The sequence below is a fragment of the Agrobacterium sp. FDAARGOS_525 genome, from assembly GCF_003938925.1.
Taxonomy (GTDB): domain Bacteria; phylum Pseudomonadota; class Alphaproteobacteria; order Rhizobiales; family Rhizobiaceae; genus Agrobacterium; species Agrobacterium pusense.
Genome location: NZ_RKIU01000004.1, coordinates 2,200,038 through 2,216,874 on the forward strand (window position 1 = coordinate 2,200,038; position 16,837 = coordinate 2,216,874).

A 16,837-nucleotide genomic window follows, 5' to 3' on the forward strand; every position below is an offset into this window, starting at 1 on the left:
ACGATCAGATGACATGCGCCTTGTGCAGGGCTGTCAGCACGTCGTTCTTGAGGGTTGCCAGTCGGGGTGAGCGCCGGTCACGGGGGCGTGGCACGTCCACCTCGATCTCCTCCTGTATACGACCGTCATGGGCACCCATCATGTAAATCCGGTCGCCGAGATAGAGAGCTTCATCGATATCGTGGGTGACGAGAAGGAATGAGATGCCGCGCTGTTCGACAAGCTTTAGAACAAGGTCCTGAAGCTTCATCCGCGTGAAGGCATCGACCGCGCTGAAGGGTTCATCCAGCAGCAGGATACGCGGTTGCGTATAGAGCGCCCGAGCGATGGCGACACGCTGCGCCATGCCGCCGGAAAGCGCCTTTGGCAGCGCCGCGCCGTGGCCGCTGAGGCCTACGTCGTTGATCAGCCCTTCAACCCGCTGCACGTCGAATTTCTTGCCGGCCGCATAGCCAATATTTTCGGAAACCGTCAGCCAGGGCATCAGGCGGGGTTCCTGAAAGACGAAGGCGATCGGCCGCGTGTCCGTCGCTCCGTCTTCTTCCGCCGTGTTGATCGTCACTGCGCCGGCAAATCGCCTGTCCAGACCTGCGGCGATGCGCAGCAGCGTGCTCTTTCCGCAGCCGCTTGGCCCGAGAAGAACCGCCGCTTCGCCATCGCCGAGCCCCAGATGAATGTCCTGAAGGACAACGGTATCGCCGAAGGCCTTTTCGCGCACGTCAACCTGAAGCAGGCTCATCGCAACCGACCTCCTTCCTGCAGGGGATAGGTATCGCGCCAACGCAGGCAGCGTTCCTCGACGATCTTGAACAGGCTGTCGGAAATCTTGCCGAGCACCGCAAGGCAGATGATGGCGATCATCACCAGATCGGGACGGGACAGTTCCCGCCCGTCGGAAAGCATGTAGCCGATCCCTTCGGATGCGGCCGGTAGCTCGGCTGCCACGACGCTCAGCCAGGCAAGGGACAGCCCGTAACGCAGGCCGGTGAAAAGATGAGGCAGGGAGGCCGGGATAAAAATTCGCCAGACCAGTACGGGCAGGGGCTGGCGATACATTTCGCCCACTTCCACAAGTTTGCGATCCACATTGCGGATGCCGGAGAACAGGTTGAGATAGACCGGGAAAAACGCGCTCTTGGCGATCAGGACGATTTTAGAGGTTTCGCCGATGCCGAACCAGATCATCAGCAGCGGCACCCAGGCGAGGCTCGGAACCGCGCGCAGGGCCTGGAACGTGGGCTCCAGATAACGCTCGGCGGCAACGACCAGCCCGACCAGCGATCCAACGATGACCGCAAGCACCGAGCCGATGACGAAGCCGACGAAAACGCGGGCGGTGCTTGCCGCGACATTGGTCCAGAGAGGTCCTTCAGCAAGCCGCAGAAACGTATCGTAGAGTTCCGATGGCGGCGGCAGCACATAAGGGCTCACCCAGCCCATGCGAACAAAAAGCTCGAGCAGCAGCAAAGACCCGACCGGCACGATCGCACCGCGCAGGTCGAACCGTGTGAAGAAAGCCCCCACCTTTTGCACAAGCGTCGATCGGGAAGGAGACTGTCTGGATGGCTGTCTCACGCGCTGAAATTCGCGCGGATGGGAATTCATGCGCCCAGCACCTTTTTCGCCGGAGCCGGGTCTATCAATGACGCAAGAACATTGTCGACATTGACCCCCGGACGCAGGACGTCGTCGCCAAGCAGCGGGGTAACGATACGGATCGAATTCAGCAGTTCTTCACCCGGGACGGGGTCGTTCCAGTCACGCTTGTTGATGGTAAGTTCCGTGATCTTGGGGTCGTTGCCCGTGACCTTCGTGACGAAATCGATGAATTCGCCGTTATTCTCGCGGATCCATTTCTGCGTCTGCACCCACACGCCGAGCAGACGCTCTACCGCGCGCGGGTGTTTTGCAAGGAACGTCTCCGATACGCTGAAGACACTGCCGTCGCGCCAGCTACGCTCATCGAAAATTGCCCTGTCGCCGGCAAGCTCGGCCTGGGAGGTGTGCGGATCGATACCGACCCAGGCATCCACCTGTCCCTGCTGCAGCGCGTTGAACCCCTCGGGGTGCTGCAGGTTTACAACCTTCAGATCATCGACTGACAGCTTGTGTTGAGCAAGCGCGCGGACAAGGGTGAAATAGGGAGCCGTGCCCTTGGTGACGGCAATGGTCTTGCCCTTGAGATCGGCCACCGTCTTTACCGGCGAATCCGGACGCACCTGAATGATGGACGAACCGCCCCAGCTTGCTACATAGATGACTTTCAGCGGCACGCCATTGGCGCGGGCAAGAAAGGCCGAAAGCGCCGCGGAACCGGCGAAATCGGTCGAGCCGACCTTGAGGAACTCCAGCGAGTTGTTGCTGCCGCGCGATTGTACCCAGGTGATCTTGGTGCCGACATCCTTAAACGCTTCCTCAAGCCAGCCCTTGTTCTTTATCAGCAGTGTATGGGACGAATAAAATCCCCAGTCCAGCTTCAGCTCTGCCGGAAATTCCGGCGTGCTCTGTGCCAGCGCACCGCGAGTTGCAAGCGGCGCGGCAAGCGCGCCGGCAATACCGAGCTTGAGGATATGGCGGCGGGAATGTTCGGCCTTCATTTACTTCACCTATTTTATGGATTTTATGTACATAAAGGCTAAAGGCAGGGGTTTTTGTGGTCAATACGCACCTCTGGAACCCCATGCCAAACTTCGAAAGCGGCGTGGAAAATCTCCCTAATCCCGGAGGGATCGGCGCGACATCCCGTTATCAAGCAAAGAAGCGGTTGACCGGGCGGTGCAGTCCGAGATGATCGCGCAATGTCGGACCCTCATAGTCCGTTCGGAACAGTCCGCGCTTTTGCAGTTCCGGCACGACCAGCGTAGTGAAATCGTCAAGGCCGGCGGGCAGGAAGGGGAAGGTGACGTTGAAGCCGTCCGAGCCTTCCTCACGCAGCCATTGTTCCATCTCGTCGGCGATGGTTTTCGGCGTGCCGACGAAGGCGAGCCCCGCATAGCCGCCCAGCCGCTGCGCGAGTTGACGCACGGTCAACCCTTCGCTTCTGGCAAGTTCTATCACTCTTTCGCGGCTGGATTTGCTCGCATTCGTCTCCGGAATTTCGGGCAGCGGGGCGTCGGGATCGAAACCGGACACATCGTGACCCAGCGCGATCGACAGCGATGCTATCGCGCTTTCATAGTGGACGAGGCTGTCGAGCCTGGCGCGCTTGGCTTTTGCCTCCTCGACCGTATCGCCGACAAGAACGAACGCGCCAGGCAGAATGACGATGCCATCACGCGACCGTCCGGCGGCGACCGTCCTGTCCTTTACGTCCTTGTAAAAGGCCTTGCCGGCTGCAAGGGTGGGTGTGGCCGCAAAGACCACCTCAGCGGTTTCGGCGGCGAGCTGGCGTCCGGGTTCGGATGCGCCGGCCTGAACGATGACCGGCCAGCCCTGCACCGGGCGGGCGATATTGAGCGGTCCGCGCACCGAAAATTCGGGGCCCCTGTGGTTCAGCACATGCATTTTTTCAGGGTCGAAGAACAGTCCGCTATCGACATCCCGAATGAAGGCATCGTCCGAAAATGAATCCCACAGCCCGGTGACGACATCATAGAACTCCCGCGCGCGGCCATAGCGCTCGGCGTGGTCGGGTTGATCATCACGGCCGAAATTCCGGGCGGCGTCCGGGTTCGAGGTTGTGACGATGTTCCAGCCGGCGCGGCCATTGCTGAGGTGATCGAGAGAGGCAAAACGCCGGGCCACGTGATAGGGCTCGTCGAATGTGGTGGACGCGGTGGCGACGAGACCGATGCGCTGGGTGACGGCGGCCAGGGCGGAAAGAAGCGTGAAGGGCTCGAAGGAAGTAACGGTATGGCTGCGGCGCAGTGCCTCCGTGGGCATGTTCAGGACGGCGAGATGATCGGCCATGAAAAATGCGTCGAATTTCGCAGCTTCGAGCTGCTGCGCGAAACGCGCCAGATGGGCGAAATTGAAATTGGCGTCAGGAAAGGCGCCGGGATAACGCCATGCGCCCGTGTGGAGGCTGACGGGCCTCGTAAAGGCGCCGAGATGCAGTTTGCGATCATTTGCCATTGGGTTTCACTCTCTTGTCGGTGTTTCGGCGCGGACGGCTCGCTGTCGCATCCGCTGGCGGGCGCAAGCCCGCTTCTTGCTTGCGGCGACGATATCCCCGTCAGGGAATTGGCGCGGCAAAGACTATTCCGATTATGATTTGCAAACCGAAAGATTTTTCCCGGGATCGCGTTTGCGACGATGCAACCGTCGCTGCCGACCGGTTGTCGCGGGCGGGTAATATGTCTGCAACTTCGTATCGTCGTGAAGGGGCCGCGTCGTGTGAAGGTCCGGCAGGCGGCCTGCCACCGGACCTCTTTTTCGGTGCCGTCCGTGTTCAGACCGCCAGAAGCGCCTCGTTGCCCGTGCGGCGGGTCTCAATGGCGCTTTCCGTTTCTATACGCTTGCCGGTAGCCGGATCGAAGAAGTGGAGCTGCGCGGCCGGCAGGCCGAGATGGATGCGCTGGCCGGGCTTCACGGCCAGGTCCTCGCCTATGGCAGCGGAGAATGTTTCGCCGGCAATCTCGGCGTGTACGATGCGTCCCGATCCCAGTTCTTCGACGAAATCGACGATGGCCGGCACGCCCTCGCCATCCGCGCTGACGAGGCATTGCTCCGGGCGGATGCCGACCGTTACGTCGCGGCCGCGCAGTTCCAGTGCGGTTTCGGGAAAGAGTTTCACCGGCGTACCGGCCAGCATGACGGCGTGGGATTCCACTTCAACCCGGGTGGTGAACAGGTTCATGGCCGGCGAACCGATGAAGGATGCAACAAAGGTGCTGGCGGGACGATGATAGATATCGAGGGGATGACCGACCTGTTCGACGATGCCCCTGTTCATCACGACCAGCCGGTCGGCCAGCGTCATGGCTTCCACCTGGTCGTGGGTGACGAAGACGGAGGTGGCGGACAGGCGCTGGTGCAGCTTGCGGATTTCGGCGCGCATGGTGACACGCAGCTTGGCGTCGAGATTGGAGAGCGGCTCATCGAACAGGAAGACCTGCGGCTCCCGAATGATTGCCCGGGCCATGGCCACACGCTGGCGCTGGCCGCCGGAAAGCGCAGCCGGCTTGCGTTCCAGATAATCGGAAAGGCCGACAATCTTCGCCGTTTCCTCGATCCGGCGCTGGCGCTCGGCCCTGGCGACGCCGGCAACTTTCAGCGCGTAGCCGATATTGCCGGCGACGGTCATGTGCGGATAGAGCGCGTAGTTCTGAAATACCATGGCGCATCCGCGCTCACGCGGCTCGAGCCTGTTGACCACGCGTCCGCCAATCGCGATCTCGCCGGAGGTGATGTCCTCCAGCCCGGCGATCATGCGCAGAAGGGTGGACTTGCCGCAGCCGGAGGGACCGAGGATGACGACGAATTCGCCGGAGCCGAAAGTGAGATCCACGCCATGCAGCGTGGGGGTCTTGCCATAGGATTTGCGGAGCTGGCGGATATCGATCTGAGCCATGATGGGAACCTTGTTGTTAAAAGCCGCGCGCCGTCACTTTTCGGACGAAACGAGACCGCGGACGAACCAGCGTTGCAGGAAGGCGACAACGAGAAGCGGCGGTGTGATGATGATGAGGGAGCCGGCCAGGGTCACGTTCCAGTCCGGCGTGCCGTCTTCGGCGGGCAGAAGGGCGCGCAGCGACATCATCACCGTCTTGTAGGAAGGATCGGTGACCATCAATAACGGCCAGAGATACTGGTTCCAGGCATAAACGAACATGATGGTGGTGAGCGCCGCCATGTTGGTTCTGGAGAGTGGCAACAGCATTTCCACGAAGAAGCGGATTGGCCCCGATCCGTCCATGCGCGCCGCTTCAGCCAGTTCGTCGGGGATGGTCATGAAGAACTGGCGGTATAGAAAGGTGCCGGTGGCGGTCGCGACCAGCGGCAGGGTGAGGCCGACATAGGAATTCAGGAGGTTCCACTCCACTGAGACCTCAATTCCGAACCATCCGAGGATGGAGCGGAATGGCTGGAAAATATCCGCGGCTACCGAATAGGTCGGCACCACGCGCACTTCCAGCGGCAGCATGAGGGTAATGAACACCGTCCAGAAGAAGAGGTGCTTCAGCGGCGAGCGGAAGAACACGATGGCAAAGGCGGTAAAGGCCGAAAGGGCCACCTTGCCGATCGTGACCAGTGTGGCCATGATCATGCTGTTGAGAAGGGCGTTGCCGAGATTGGCGCGTTGCCAGGCGGTTTGGGCGTTGGTGAGGAATTCGCCCTGCGGCAGAAAGCTGAACGGGATGCTGTTGACCTGAACGACAGACTGGCTAGCGCCGGCGATCACGACGAGCAGGGGACCGATGAGCAGAAGAAAACCGGCAATCATCAGCCCGTAGGTCAGGGCGTCGGCATAGGGGGTGCGCTGGATCATCGTCGCCTCACTTGTAATGGACCTGCCGCTCGACGAAGCGGAACTGGATGAAGGTGAAAATCATGATGAGGCCGATGAGGACGAGGCTCTGTGCCGAGGCGCCGGAATAGTTCAGCCCCTCGAACGCTTCGCTGACGATGCGGTAGACCATCACTTCGGTGGCGCGGTTGGGACCGCCCTCGGTGGTGGAGGCTACGATGCCGAACGTATCCGCGCCGACGAAACCCTCCGTCATCATGATGACGGTCAGGAAGAACAGGGTCGGTGCCAACAGCGGCACCTGAATGTCGATGGCGCGGCGGACGGGCCCGGAGCCGTCCATGGCGGCTGCTTCCGTCAGCGCGCGCGGCACGGATTGCAGGCCGGCGAACAGGAAGATGAAGGTGTAACCCGCCCATTTCCAGATGAAGATGACGATGACGAGGATCAGCGCGTGCTCGCCATATTTCGCCGGGTTCCAGAAATCCGGCAACCAGGCGTTGAGCGAGGCGGCAAGCCCGCGTTCCGGCGAGAGGATGAAACGGAAAGCCATGCCCGCCGCAGGCCCGGCGATGGCGTAAGGAAGAATGTAGAGCACCCGGAAGAAGCCGGAGCCGGGAAGGGCGCGATCCACGCAAAGCGCAAGGACAAGGCCGATGAGAATGGTGAAGAACGGACCGGCGACGGCGAAGATCAGGCTGACGAGCACCGATTGCCAATAAAGCGGATCGAAGAAGGTCTCCTTGAAATTGGCGAGCCCGACGAATTCCGCCGCACCGCCGAAGGGCGGCTCAAGTGTGAACGCCCAGTTGATGACCGCTGCCACAGGCCAATAAAAGAACAGAAAGATCAGCAGAAGCTGCGGCAGGGCGAACAGCACGGGCAACCACGTGCTCTTGAAGACGGCGCGCTTTTCCATTGAGTAACCGGCAAAAGTGGAGAACTGGACGGGCTTGCCCGGGAGATCCCGCGGGCAAGCCCCTTCAAAACGGCAAAGCTTAGTTCAGCTTGGCGCCGGCATAGGTCTTTTCGAAGCGGCGCAGGCCGGCATTGGAGCGCTCGACGGCCTTGTCGAGTTCCCCCTGAACGTCGGCATTCTGCATGAAGATGGCTTCGAGTGCCGTGGAGACTTCCTTGCGGATCTGCGTGAAGTTGCCGAGACGGATGCCGCGGGTATATTCGGAAGGCGGCGTGAAAGTCAGGCTCTCGATTGCCTTTTCGCGACCCTTATAGGGTGCCTTGTCGTAGAAGCCGTTGGCCTTCATGGCGTCGAAGCCGGTCTTGGTGACCGGGATGTAACCGGTGACCGTGGACCACCACTGAACCATCTCCGGCTGGGCGATGAAGTTGAGGAATGCTGCCGCGCCCTTGTATTCCGCTTCCGGACGGCCGGCCATGACCCACAGGGAAGCGCCACCGACGAGTGAGTTCTGCCGCTGCGTGCCCTTCCAGACCGGCAGCATGGCCACGTCCCACTTCACGCCCTCAGGCATGCCTTTGCCCACGGTGCCGTGCCCGGCAATCGAAGACATGAACATCTGGCAGGTCTGCGAGGTGAATGCGGGCAGGATGTCCATGCCGAGCTGCTTCGTCTTGACGACGAACAGCTTCTCGTCCTGCATCTTTTTGAAGAATTTCACATGGTCGACGAACTTGGTCTTGTTGATCGTCAGTTCCGCGTCGAGGCCCTGATAGCCGTTGCCTTTGGTGGCGATCGGCTGGTTATGGATGGCGGAGAACTGTTCCATCAGCATCCAGGTGTCGAAGTTGAAGGCGAGCGGGCATTCGAAACCGGCGGCTTTCAGCTTCTTCGCGGCCTCTTCAACCTGTTCCCATGTATCGGGCTTGAAGGTGATGCCGGCTTTTTCGAACGCATCGACATTGTAATAGAAGACAGCGGTGGATGAATTGTAGGGGAAGGAGTTCAGCTCGCCCGCAGCCGTTGCATAATAATTGGCAATGCCCGGGAAATAATTGTCCCAGTCGATCTTGTAGCCATTGTCAGCCATCAGCTTTTTCGCGGGAACGAAAGCCTTGGACAGCATCATGTCCAGCGTGCCGGCGTCGTAAATCTGGGTGATCGCCGGCTGCTTCTTGGCGCGGTAGGCGGCGATGGTGTTCTGCAGCGTGGCGTCGTAATCGTTCTGAGACGTGCAGACGATCTCGAATTCAGCCTGGGATTCGTTGAACTTCTTGCAGGTGTCCTGAACGCGTTCGCCAAGATCGCCGGAAAGGCCGTACCAGAATTCGAACTTGGTCTTTTCAGCGTGGGCAGCCGTGGCGCCGAAGGCGGCGGCAATGGCAACGCCGGCCATGAAAGAGGTCAGAGCGGAAGGTTTCATGAGTTGAGCCCCGTTGATGGAATGATGGCCTGATCGGCAGGGACGTCATGTCCTGAGCACGAAGCCACGGGCTCTGCTAACAGTCGTATTTGACGGATAGCTTACATTTTGTTGAACGTTTTATGATGACTTGCGGCGCAGCATCGTCGGCGCGGCGAAATACGATCGCTGGAAGCGCAATGCATGTATTTCTATTTAGACGTCAGTTATTTACGTGGAAAGCGGGCGTTCCGCTACCTGATGCTGAACCGTCTGTCTCCATCAACCCCGGCGTGCGGCTTCGATGGCGGCGACGTCGATTTTCTTCATATCCATCATCGCCGTGAAGGCTCGTCTGGCTTCTGCCCCGCCGGCAGCCATGGCATCCATCAGCACGCGTGGCGTGATCTGCCAGGAGATGCCCCATTTGTCCTTGCACCAGCCGCAGGCGCTTTCCTGGCCGCCATTGCCAACGATGGCGTTCCAGTAGCGGTCGGTTTCCTCCTGATCTTCAGTCGATATCTGGAATGAGAAAGCTTCGCTGTGCTTGAATTGCGGCCCACCATTGAGGCCGATGCAGGTTACGCCCGCGACAGTGAACTGCACCATGAGAACGTCCCCCTGCTTGCCGGAGGGATAGTCGCCCGGCGCGTGATACACTTTTATAACCTCGCTATCGGGAAACGTGTCGGCATAAAAACGGGCTGCTGCCTCTGCGTCCTTGTCGTACCAGATACAGATCATGTTCTTTTGCATGGGTATGGTCCTCCGAGGTTGACGGCTTCCCCCTTGCCGGCGGGTAACTCATGGGCAGATTGACGGCTCCCCATCCGGCATAAAATGCAGCCGCAGCGCAAACGTTCCGAAAACAATACGTGACCAGTGTCAAAGCCAGCGTCTCACCCTGCGGCGATAGGCAACATAGGCCGGGCCAAGTTCCTTTGTCAGCACGCGCTCTTCAATGTTGACCTGCAGCATCACCGCAATGATGAGGACGATGGCGACGGTGAGCTGCAGAACGGATGTGAACACCAGAACCAATCCCGCAAACAGCACAATCTGCCCGACGAAGACCGGGTTTCTTGACATGCTGAAAGGCCCGGTATCCACGATGGTTCCGAGATGGCCTTCGGCCGCGCCGATGCGCCACGATTTGCCCATGTAATGCTGCGCGTAGAGCGCGAGCGCACTTCCCCCCAGCGCCATAACCACCCCAGCGAAGCGGATGGCTGCGCCGGTATAATGTCGGTCCAGCAGCCAACCGGCCCCTTGCGGTTCCAGCCAGAGGGTGAAAAGCGGCAGAAGCGCGCCGAGAAGAAACGCGACACGGAAAAGCGTGGCGGGAACGGTTTGCCTTTCGCGACCCTTGGCAAAAAGCCAAACCGGTTCGCCCGTGCGCTTCGCCAGCCGGGCCGTCAGCCATAAGAAACCGCCGATATAGGTCCACACCGCAAGCACTGCCACAAGATCAATCATGTCTCCCCCAAATATATTGCCCAAGCCGGAAGCGGGCTCCCGACTCGGAACAAATGTAGCAATGGAACTATTGCATCGCCCCGTCTTCGACTACGGGGACAGGTGTGAAATTTCAAAAAACGAACCAATGAATGGAAATTTCGCTGGAGTACGCACGCGCATCGGACGAAAATAAAATTATCATTAAATATCAATTAATACTGAAATTATAATATGCGTGAATAATTTTGGATGGAAACTTCCTGTTTTATCGGAGAAGCGCGCTTGAGTGTTCTTGATCGTGGTGCCAATGCTTTCGCGGTTCTCGCCGCGCTTTCCAAATCCCAGGCCATCATAGAATTCGACCTTCGGGAAAGATTCTTGCCGCCAATGAGAATTTCTGTCGGGCTCTGGGTTACGAACTTTCGGAAATCCTCGGCAGGCATCACAGCATGTTCGTCGAACCCGCCGTCATGGCTTCGGCGGATTACAAGGGCTTCTGGGCAAAGCTTGCTGCCGGTCAGTTCGATCAGCAGCAGTATAAGCGTATCGGCAAGGGCGGCAGGGAGGTCTGGATCGAGGCTTCCTATAAACCGGTGTTTCGCCGCGGCAAGCCGGTGAAGGTGGTGAAGATCGCTACAGACATCACCGCACGCAAGCTGAAGGCGGCGGAAGACGCCGGCAAGATCGACGCCCTTTCCCGGGCGCAGGCCATCATCGAATTCTCGCCGAACGGCGAAATCCTGACTGCCAACGAGAATTTTCTGACGGCGCTGGGCTATTCTCTGGCGGAAGTGCAGGGCCGGCATCATTCCATGTTCTGCGAGCCGGCCTATACACAGTCACCGGCCTACAGGCAGTTCTGGGAAAGGCTCGCCGGCGGCGATCTGGTGGCGGATGAATTCATGCGTCTTGGCAAGGGCGGCCGCAAGGTCTTCATCCAGGCTTCCTATAATCCGATCTTCGATCTGAATGGGAAAGTGTTCAAGGTCGTCAAATTCGCGACCGATGTGACCGGCCGTGTCGAGAATGTCGAAAAGCTGGCGCAGTGCCTTACAGACCTTGCCGAAGGCGATCTTGCCCAGAGCATCGACACGCCTTTCATTCCCTCGCTCGAACGGCTGCGCAACGATTTCAACGCGGCTTCGGAAAAGCTCAAGCGGGCCATGACGCGGGTGTCTGAAAATGCCGGCGCCATTTCTTCCGGGTCGAATGAAATACGATCCGCGGCAGATGATCTTGCCAGACGGACGGAGCAGCAGGCGGCTTCGATAGAGGAGACCGCTGCCGCGCTTGAAGAGGTCACCACCGCAGTCAGTGATTCAAGCCGTCGGGCGGAAGAAGCCGGCAGGATCGTTGCCCGTGCCCGCGACCATGCCGAACATTCAGGCCAGGTGGTGCGCGATGCCAAAGGCGCCATGGATCAGATTGAAAAATCATCGCGGGAAATCTCGAGCATCATCGGCGTGATCGACGAAATTGCTTTCCAGACCAACCTTCTGGCGCTCAATGCGGGCGTGGAAGCGGCCCGTGCAGGCGAGGCAGGCAAGGGTTTTGCCGTTGTCGCGCAGGAGGTGCGCGAGCTTGCGCAGCGCTCGGCGACGGCCGCGAAGGAAATCAAGAACCTGATCAACGCTTCGGGCAAGCAGGTGGAAAACGGCGTCGGCCTCGTCACCAGGGCGGGTTCGGCGCTGCAGGAAATCGCAGAGCAGGTCCGCGACATCAATACCAATGTGGCGGCGATCGTGGATGCGGCCCGCGAACAGTCCACGGCGCTTGCCGAAATCAATCAGGCGGTCAACAGCGTGGATCAGGCTACCCAGCAGAACGCCGCGATGGTGGAGGAGCAGACGGCCGCAAGCCACAGCCTCGCGCGGGAGGCTGCGGCCCTGTTCGAGCTCCTTGGCCAGTTCCGGTTCGAGGAGACTGCGCGTCATGCGGCCTCTACGGGCAGCTGGTCGGACCAGCCCGGTGCCGCCGCCCCGCGCCACCCGCTATCCCGCCCGCCGGGCGTGCGTGGCGCGTCGAGCGCGGCTGTCGCGCGTGAGGAATGGCAGGACTTCTAGAAGCATCTCCGGTTCCCTTCCATCCCCTGCGGGCCTTGGCATGGGAGGCCATGAAACGTCTGAAACCGAAATCGAAATCGATCCATGCGAGTGCGGGTATAGGCATATCGTCGCGATTGTCGGATAATCGACGCAGCGCGCCTGAAGATTACGGGGACTTTCGTTTGGCAGGGATGAAATCAACAGGCAGGGTCGTGCTCGTTCTCTGCTGGCTGGCGGCGTTTCTCGGGCCGGCGCAGGCCGAAACGCCGGCTGACGGCAAGGCGTCCTGCGCCCATGCCCACGATGTGGCGCCCGAATTGTGCATCAGTCCCCAGAGCTACAACAGGGACCTTTGCCACGCCATCGAGGTTCTCGCCGCGCGCCATGCCGTTCCGCCGGATTATTTCGCCAGGCTGATCTGGCGGGAGAGCCTGTTCCGGGCCGATGCGGTGAGCCCGAAGGGGGCGGAAGGCATTGCCCAGTTCATGCCGGGGACGGCGAGGCTGCGTGGTCTGGACAACAGTTTCAACATCATTGCTGCGCTGGAGGCGTCGTCACGCTATCTGTCGGAGCTGAAGCTGCGCTTCGGCAATTTCGGTCTGGCAGCCGCAGCCTATAATGCCGGCGAGGCGGGGCTGCGCGGTTTTATCGCGACAGGTCGCCTGCCGGTGGAAACGCGCGATTATGTCTTTGCAATCACCGGGTACCCTGTGGAAAGCTGGAAAGACAATCCACCTGATAAGGCCGCGCCGGCGCTGGACGGCAGCCGGCCCTTCATCGACGCCTGCCTGCGGCTTGCCGATACACGCACGATCAACGATCCCGTCCTGATATCTTCGGCCGACTGGGCGCCATGGGGTGTGCAGCTTGCCGCCCATTACAATCCGACGGTGGCGAACCGGCTCTTTACCCGTGCTATAGGCCAATTGTCGGGGCCTCTCAATGCCGAGCGCGCACTGATCGTGCGGCAAAGGGGTGGCAATTTCGGTTCGCGCCCGCGTTACGCCGCGCGCATCGGCCGCGAGACCAGAGCCGAAGCCAATGCGCTTTGTGGTGAAATCCGCGGGGCGGGTGTTCCCTGCACCGTGTTCCGCAATCGCTAGCAGGGGCCGCGGCTGATCATGACAAGTTGATCGGCCCATACGCCGCTCCTCCTTTCAGTGTGAGATGATCGCTCCTAGATTTGCGGCCGGCGGCGACCGCAACCCGCGGGCCGGTGACGTGTGACGAGGGGATGAATTGCACATGAGATTGCTTGAAACCGGAGCGCTGGCAGCGGTGCTGACCATGGCCGTGGCGTGCACCAGCACCGGGCAGACGGAAATCACCCGCACTGTGGCCGGTTTTAAAGGGCAGCCGCGGGAGGCGGCAATCGCCCGGCTTGGCCGCCCCAACAAGGTCATCATCGAAAAAGGCGCAACCGAATCCTACTGGCTGAAAGTGGATGTCGAGACCTATGCCGGGCTCAGCAACCGGCGCGAATACCGGACCGTTGACGGGCAGGCGCAGGTCTCGCAGACCGAGGGCATGAAAATCAAGCAACATCGCCGCGATTGCATCATCAAGATCACCGCGGACGCAGCTTCCATCATCACCACGAGCGAGATCATCGGCGATCCGGCAAGCTGCGAGACTGTCCTGGGGCGTCCGGCTCCCTGACCGCCGTGGTTGAGATCGCCGCAGATTTACAGATGACGGCGGTTTTTTCCGAAGCCTGAAACCGTGCGCGTCTTTCGTTAACGGATTGGCGCCGCCTTTCTGTGGATGAGAGCGTCTGCTGTTGTTACCGTGAGCCTCTACGCATATGTTGGAGTACTGATTTTCGATTTCCGGGCAAGGCGGCAGGCACCTCATGACCTCCCAGTTGGACTTTTTCGCTTCCGCGGCCGCGCGGCTTCCCGAGACCGAACGGGGGCGAAAAATGCCGGGACGCGGAGCGGTGCAGAGGGTCGCGATGGATGACGAGGGGCTGGCGGGCTATCTCGAATCCACCGGCAATTACCGCGTTCTGCGCAAGCTCATGCCGCGTCAGGTCGTGGAACGGCCAAGGCCGGAATTTTCCCGCCGGGGTGTGATCCTCGACACCGAAACCACGGGTCTGAACCACCGGACGGACGAAATAATCGAGATCGGCGTCATCGCCTTCACGTTCGACGATCAGGGCGCCATTGGCGACGTCACCGGCATTTACGGCGGACTGCGGCAGCCCAACGTCGCCATACCGGCGGAGATCACCCGGCTGACAGGGATCACCGATGACATGGTTGCGGGGCAGGCGATCGACATGGAGCGGCTGGCTTCTCTCGTCGGCGATGCCGATCTGATCATTGCCCACAATGCCGGCTTCGACCGTCCCTTCTGTGAAGCCTTCTCGCCCATATTCAATGAGAAGGCCTGGGCCTGCTCCGTTTCCGAAATCGACTGGCGGGTGCGTGGATTTGAGGGCAACAAGCTGGGTTATCTGATCGGTCAGTCCGGTTATTTCCATGATGGCCATCGCGCGGTTGATGATTGCTTCGCGCTGCTGGAGGTGCTCGAGCAGAACCGGCCGGGCCAGGAAGGCATGACGCCCTTCATGGAGCTTCACGCGGCTAGCCGTAGATCGCGCGTCCGGATCTACGCGGAGAACAGCCCCTTCGATATGAAGGATCACCTCAAAAAGCGGGGGTATCGCTGGTCGGACGGTTCGGACGGCCGGCCGAAATCCTGGTGGGCGGAGCTGCCGGAAGAGATGCTGGCGGAGGAGCTGCATTTTCTGCGCACCGAAATCTATCGCTGGGACGCCGACCCTACGGTCAAATATCTCACGGCTTTCGACCGGTTCAAGGCCGGGTAGGGTTAATCGCCTGCGGGCGTTTTGATCTAGTGATGAAAATCTGTCCTGTTAACAGGCTGCTTCTTTCGTGTGCGCTGGACAGGTTGCTCAAATTTTGAGCTCATGTCATTTTCCCCGCGATTTAAAGTGGGGAATCCGTCTGGCACGGGCTTTGCTTTCTGTCTTGTATGCAAGATTTACATACCAGGCAGGATCGTCAGATAAACATTGAAGAGGCCATCGTATCCGGCATTTTGTCGGCGCGTATCCGGCCGGGCACACGGCTCAGCGAAAACCAGCTTGCCGGTCTTTTCTCCGTATCGCGCACCCGGGTACGCGAGGCGATGATGCGGCTGGAAACCCGGGGAATCGTGCACGTTAGTGCGAGGCGGGGCTGGTTCGTGGTCGAGCCGTCTGCCGAGGAGGCGATGACCATCTATGAAGCGCGCCGGATCATCGAATCCGGGTTAGTGCGCAGTATGCGGACCCTTACCGAAGAAGGGCGCGGCGTTCTCCTGGCGCATCTCCAGGAAGAGAAAGTCGCCATAGCCGCGGGCGACCGGCAGCGCCTGACCTGCCTCATGGGCGATTTTCACATCAGGATCGCCGAGCTTTGTGGCAATGCCGTCCTCGTTGAACTGCTGCGCGACCTGACAGCCCGCACGATCCTCATTTCCATGCTTTACCAGTCGGAATTTCATGCGCTGCAGTCGCATCAGGGACATTGCCGGATATTCGAGGCGATGGCATCCGGCGATTTCGCGAGGGCGGCGGAGCTTTCAATCGAACATCTGGACGAAGTGGAAACCGGCCTCGATCTCACCCGGCGACCTGACCCGCTCGCCGGTCTTCGCCACTCGCTCGCCCTTCCGGAACATAACCGCGGCGATACCGACAAAAAAACCGAGCAACAGAACCAGCACAAGGAGAATGACCCATGATATTCAGACGGACCTTCATCGCCGCCGCCGCCATGGCTGCCGCCTTCGGACTTTCCGCGCCCGCAAAGGCGGACGCCCTTGCCGACATTGCCGCACGCGGCACGCTGCGCGTCGCCGTGCCGCAGGATTTTCCACCCTTTGGCAGTGTCGGGGCCGACATGACCCCGCAGGGTTATGACATCGACGTCGCGAAGCTGATCGCCGACAAGCTGGGCGTGAAGGTGGAGCTGGTGCCGGTCACCAGCGCCAACCGCGTTCCCTATCTGCAGACCAACAAGGTCGATCTGGTGATCTCCAGCCTCGGCAAGAACGCCGAACGCGAGAAGGTCATCGATTTTTCGACCGCCTATGCTCCTTTTTTCAACGGCGTATTCGGTCCGCAGGACGTTTCCCTCTCCAAAGCCGAGGACCTGAAGGGCAAGACCGTTGCCGTGACACGCGGTTCTGTCGAAGACCTCGAGCTGACGAAGGTTGCGCCCGCTGACGCCACCATCAAGCGCTATGAGGACAATAACGGCACCATCTCTGCCTTCCTGTCCGGTCAGGCGGAGGTTGTCGCAACCGGTAACGTGGTCGCCGCCGCCATTCTGGCGAAGAACCCGCCGAAGCGGCCGGAAATGAAATTCCTGATCAAGAATTCGCCCTGCTACATCGGCCTCAACAAAAATGAGACGGCCCTGCTGGAAAAGGTCAATGCGACTATCGCCGCGGCCAAGGCGGACGGTTCGCTGAATGCCATCGCCACCAAATGGCTCGGGCAGGATCTGCCGGCCGATCTCTGATCGTCACATATCCCCGTCGTCCCGGTTCCCCGGGACGGCTTTCTCACCACCGGCGCAAGGGGACTT

15 protein-coding genes and 1 pseudogene are annotated in these 16,837 nt (G+C 60.1%); 6 read left to right on the top strand and 10 right to left on the bottom strand.

What is annotated here, in order from left to right:
• Positions 1 to 4: 4 nt before the first annotated feature.
• The 10 genes from EGT36_RS26675 to EGT36_RS26720 all read right to left on the bottom strand — a co-directional run bounded on the left by EGT36_RS26675 (position 5) and on the right by EGT36_RS26720 (position 10,206).
• Entirely contained in the window at positions 5 to 739 is a 735-nt protein-coding gene (locus EGT36_RS26675) for an ABC transporter ATP-binding protein (protein ID WP_125271387.1), read from the bottom strand.
• Positions 736 to 1,605: an ABC transporter permease gene (locus EGT36_RS26680; RefSeq protein ID WP_125271388.1), complete on the bottom strand. Its 870-nt coding sequence runs from the start codon at positions 1,603 to 1,605 to the stop codon at positions 736 to 738. The genes EGT36_RS26675 and EGT36_RS26680 overlap by 4 nt, the downstream gene beginning before the upstream one ends.
• Positions 1,602 to 2,597 (bottom strand): aliphatic sulfonate ABC transporter substrate-binding protein, encoded by a 996-nt coding sequence (locus EGT36_RS26685; RefSeq protein WP_034496579.1) that lies wholly within the window; start codon positions 2,595 to 2,597, stop codon positions 1,602 to 1,604. Before EGT36_RS26685 ends, EGT36_RS26680 begins: the two co-directional genes overlap by 4 nt.
• A gap of 151 nt (positions 2,598 to 2,748) precedes the next feature.
• Positions 2,749 to 4,074: an LLM class flavin-dependent oxidoreductase gene (locus EGT36_RS26690; protein WP_125271389.1), complete on the bottom strand. Its 1,326-nt coding sequence runs from the start codon at positions 4,072 to 4,074 to the stop codon at positions 2,749 to 2,751.
• Positions 4,075 to 4,390: 316 nt separating this feature from the next.
• Entirely contained in the window at positions 4,391 to 5,512 is a 1,122-nt protein-coding gene (locus tag EGT36_RS26695) for a sn-glycerol-3-phosphate import ATP-binding protein UgpC (RefSeq protein WP_006700579.1), read from the bottom strand.
• Positions 5,513 to 5,545: 33 nt separating this feature from the next.
• Positions 5,546 to 6,430, bottom strand: coding sequence for an ABC transporter permease subunit (locus tag EGT36_RS26700; RefSeq protein ID WP_004444907.1), 885 nt, complete (start codon positions 6,428 to 6,430; stop codon positions 5,546 to 5,548).
• Between the two features lie 7 nt (positions 6,431 to 6,437).
• The gene (locus EGT36_RS26705) at positions 6,438 to 7,328 is read right to left on the bottom strand and encodes a carbohydrate ABC transporter permease (RefSeq protein ID WP_125271390.1); all 891 of its coding nucleotides are present in this window, start codon (positions 7,326 to 7,328) and stop codon (positions 6,438 to 6,440) included.
• Between the two features lie 79 nt (positions 7,329 to 7,407).
• On the bottom strand, positions 7,408 to 8,751 hold the full coding sequence (locus EGT36_RS26710; RefSeq protein ID WP_004444904.1) for an extracellular solute-binding protein: 1,344 nt from the start codon (positions 8,749 to 8,751) through the stop codon (positions 7,408 to 7,410).
• A 261-nt stretch (positions 8,752 to 9,012) separates the two neighbouring features.
• On the bottom strand, positions 9,013 to 9,486 hold the full coding sequence (locus EGT36_RS26715) for a VOC family protein (RefSeq protein WP_004444902.1): 474 nt from the start codon (positions 9,484 to 9,486) through the stop codon (positions 9,013 to 9,015).
• 129 nt (positions 9,487 to 9,615) lie between these two features.
• The gene (locus tag EGT36_RS26720; protein ID WP_125271391.1) at positions 9,616 to 10,206 is read right to left on the bottom strand and encodes a methyltransferase family protein; all 591 of its coding nucleotides are present in this window, start codon (positions 10,204 to 10,206) and stop codon (positions 9,616 to 9,618) included.
• 264 nt (positions 10,207 to 10,470) lie between these two features.
• Here EGT36_RS26720 and EGT36_RS26725 point away from each other — a divergent pair.
• From EGT36_RS26725 to EGT36_RS26750, 6 genes and pseudogenes are all read left to right on the top strand, one after another.
• Positions 10,471 to 12,251 (top strand): annotated as a pseudogene (locus EGT36_RS26725) (methyl-accepting chemotaxis protein).
• A gap of 173 nt (positions 12,252 to 12,424) precedes the next feature.
• Positions 12,425 to 13,336: a lytic transglycosylase domain-containing protein gene (locus EGT36_RS26730; RefSeq protein ID WP_125271462.1), complete on the top strand. Its 912-nt coding sequence runs from the start codon at positions 12,425 to 12,427 to the stop codon at positions 13,334 to 13,336.
• A 142-nt stretch (positions 13,337 to 13,478) separates the two neighbouring features.
• Positions 13,479 to 13,892 carry a hypothetical protein gene (locus EGT36_RS26735; protein WP_022562613.1) on the top strand — a complete coding sequence of 138 codons (414 nt, stop codon included), beginning with the start codon at positions 13,479 to 13,481 and terminating at the stop codon, positions 13,890 to 13,892.
• Positions 13,893 to 14,085: 193 nt separating this feature from the next.
• Positions 14,086 to 15,069, top strand: coding sequence for a 3'-5' exonuclease (locus tag EGT36_RS26740; protein WP_044459291.1), 984 nt, complete (start codon positions 14,086 to 14,088; stop codon positions 15,067 to 15,069).
• Between the two features lie 167 nt (positions 15,070 to 15,236).
• On the top strand, positions 15,237 to 15,989 hold the full coding sequence (locus EGT36_RS26745) for a GntR family transcriptional regulator (protein WP_125271392.1): 753 nt from the start codon (positions 15,237 to 15,239) through the stop codon (positions 15,987 to 15,989).
• Positions 15,986 to 16,771, top strand: coding sequence for a transporter substrate-binding domain-containing protein (locus EGT36_RS26750; RefSeq protein ID WP_107339627.1), 786 nt, complete (start codon positions 15,986 to 15,988; stop codon positions 16,769 to 16,771). Before EGT36_RS26745 ends, EGT36_RS26750 begins: the two co-directional genes overlap by 4 nt.
• Positions 16,772 to 16,837 lie beyond the last annotated feature (66 nt).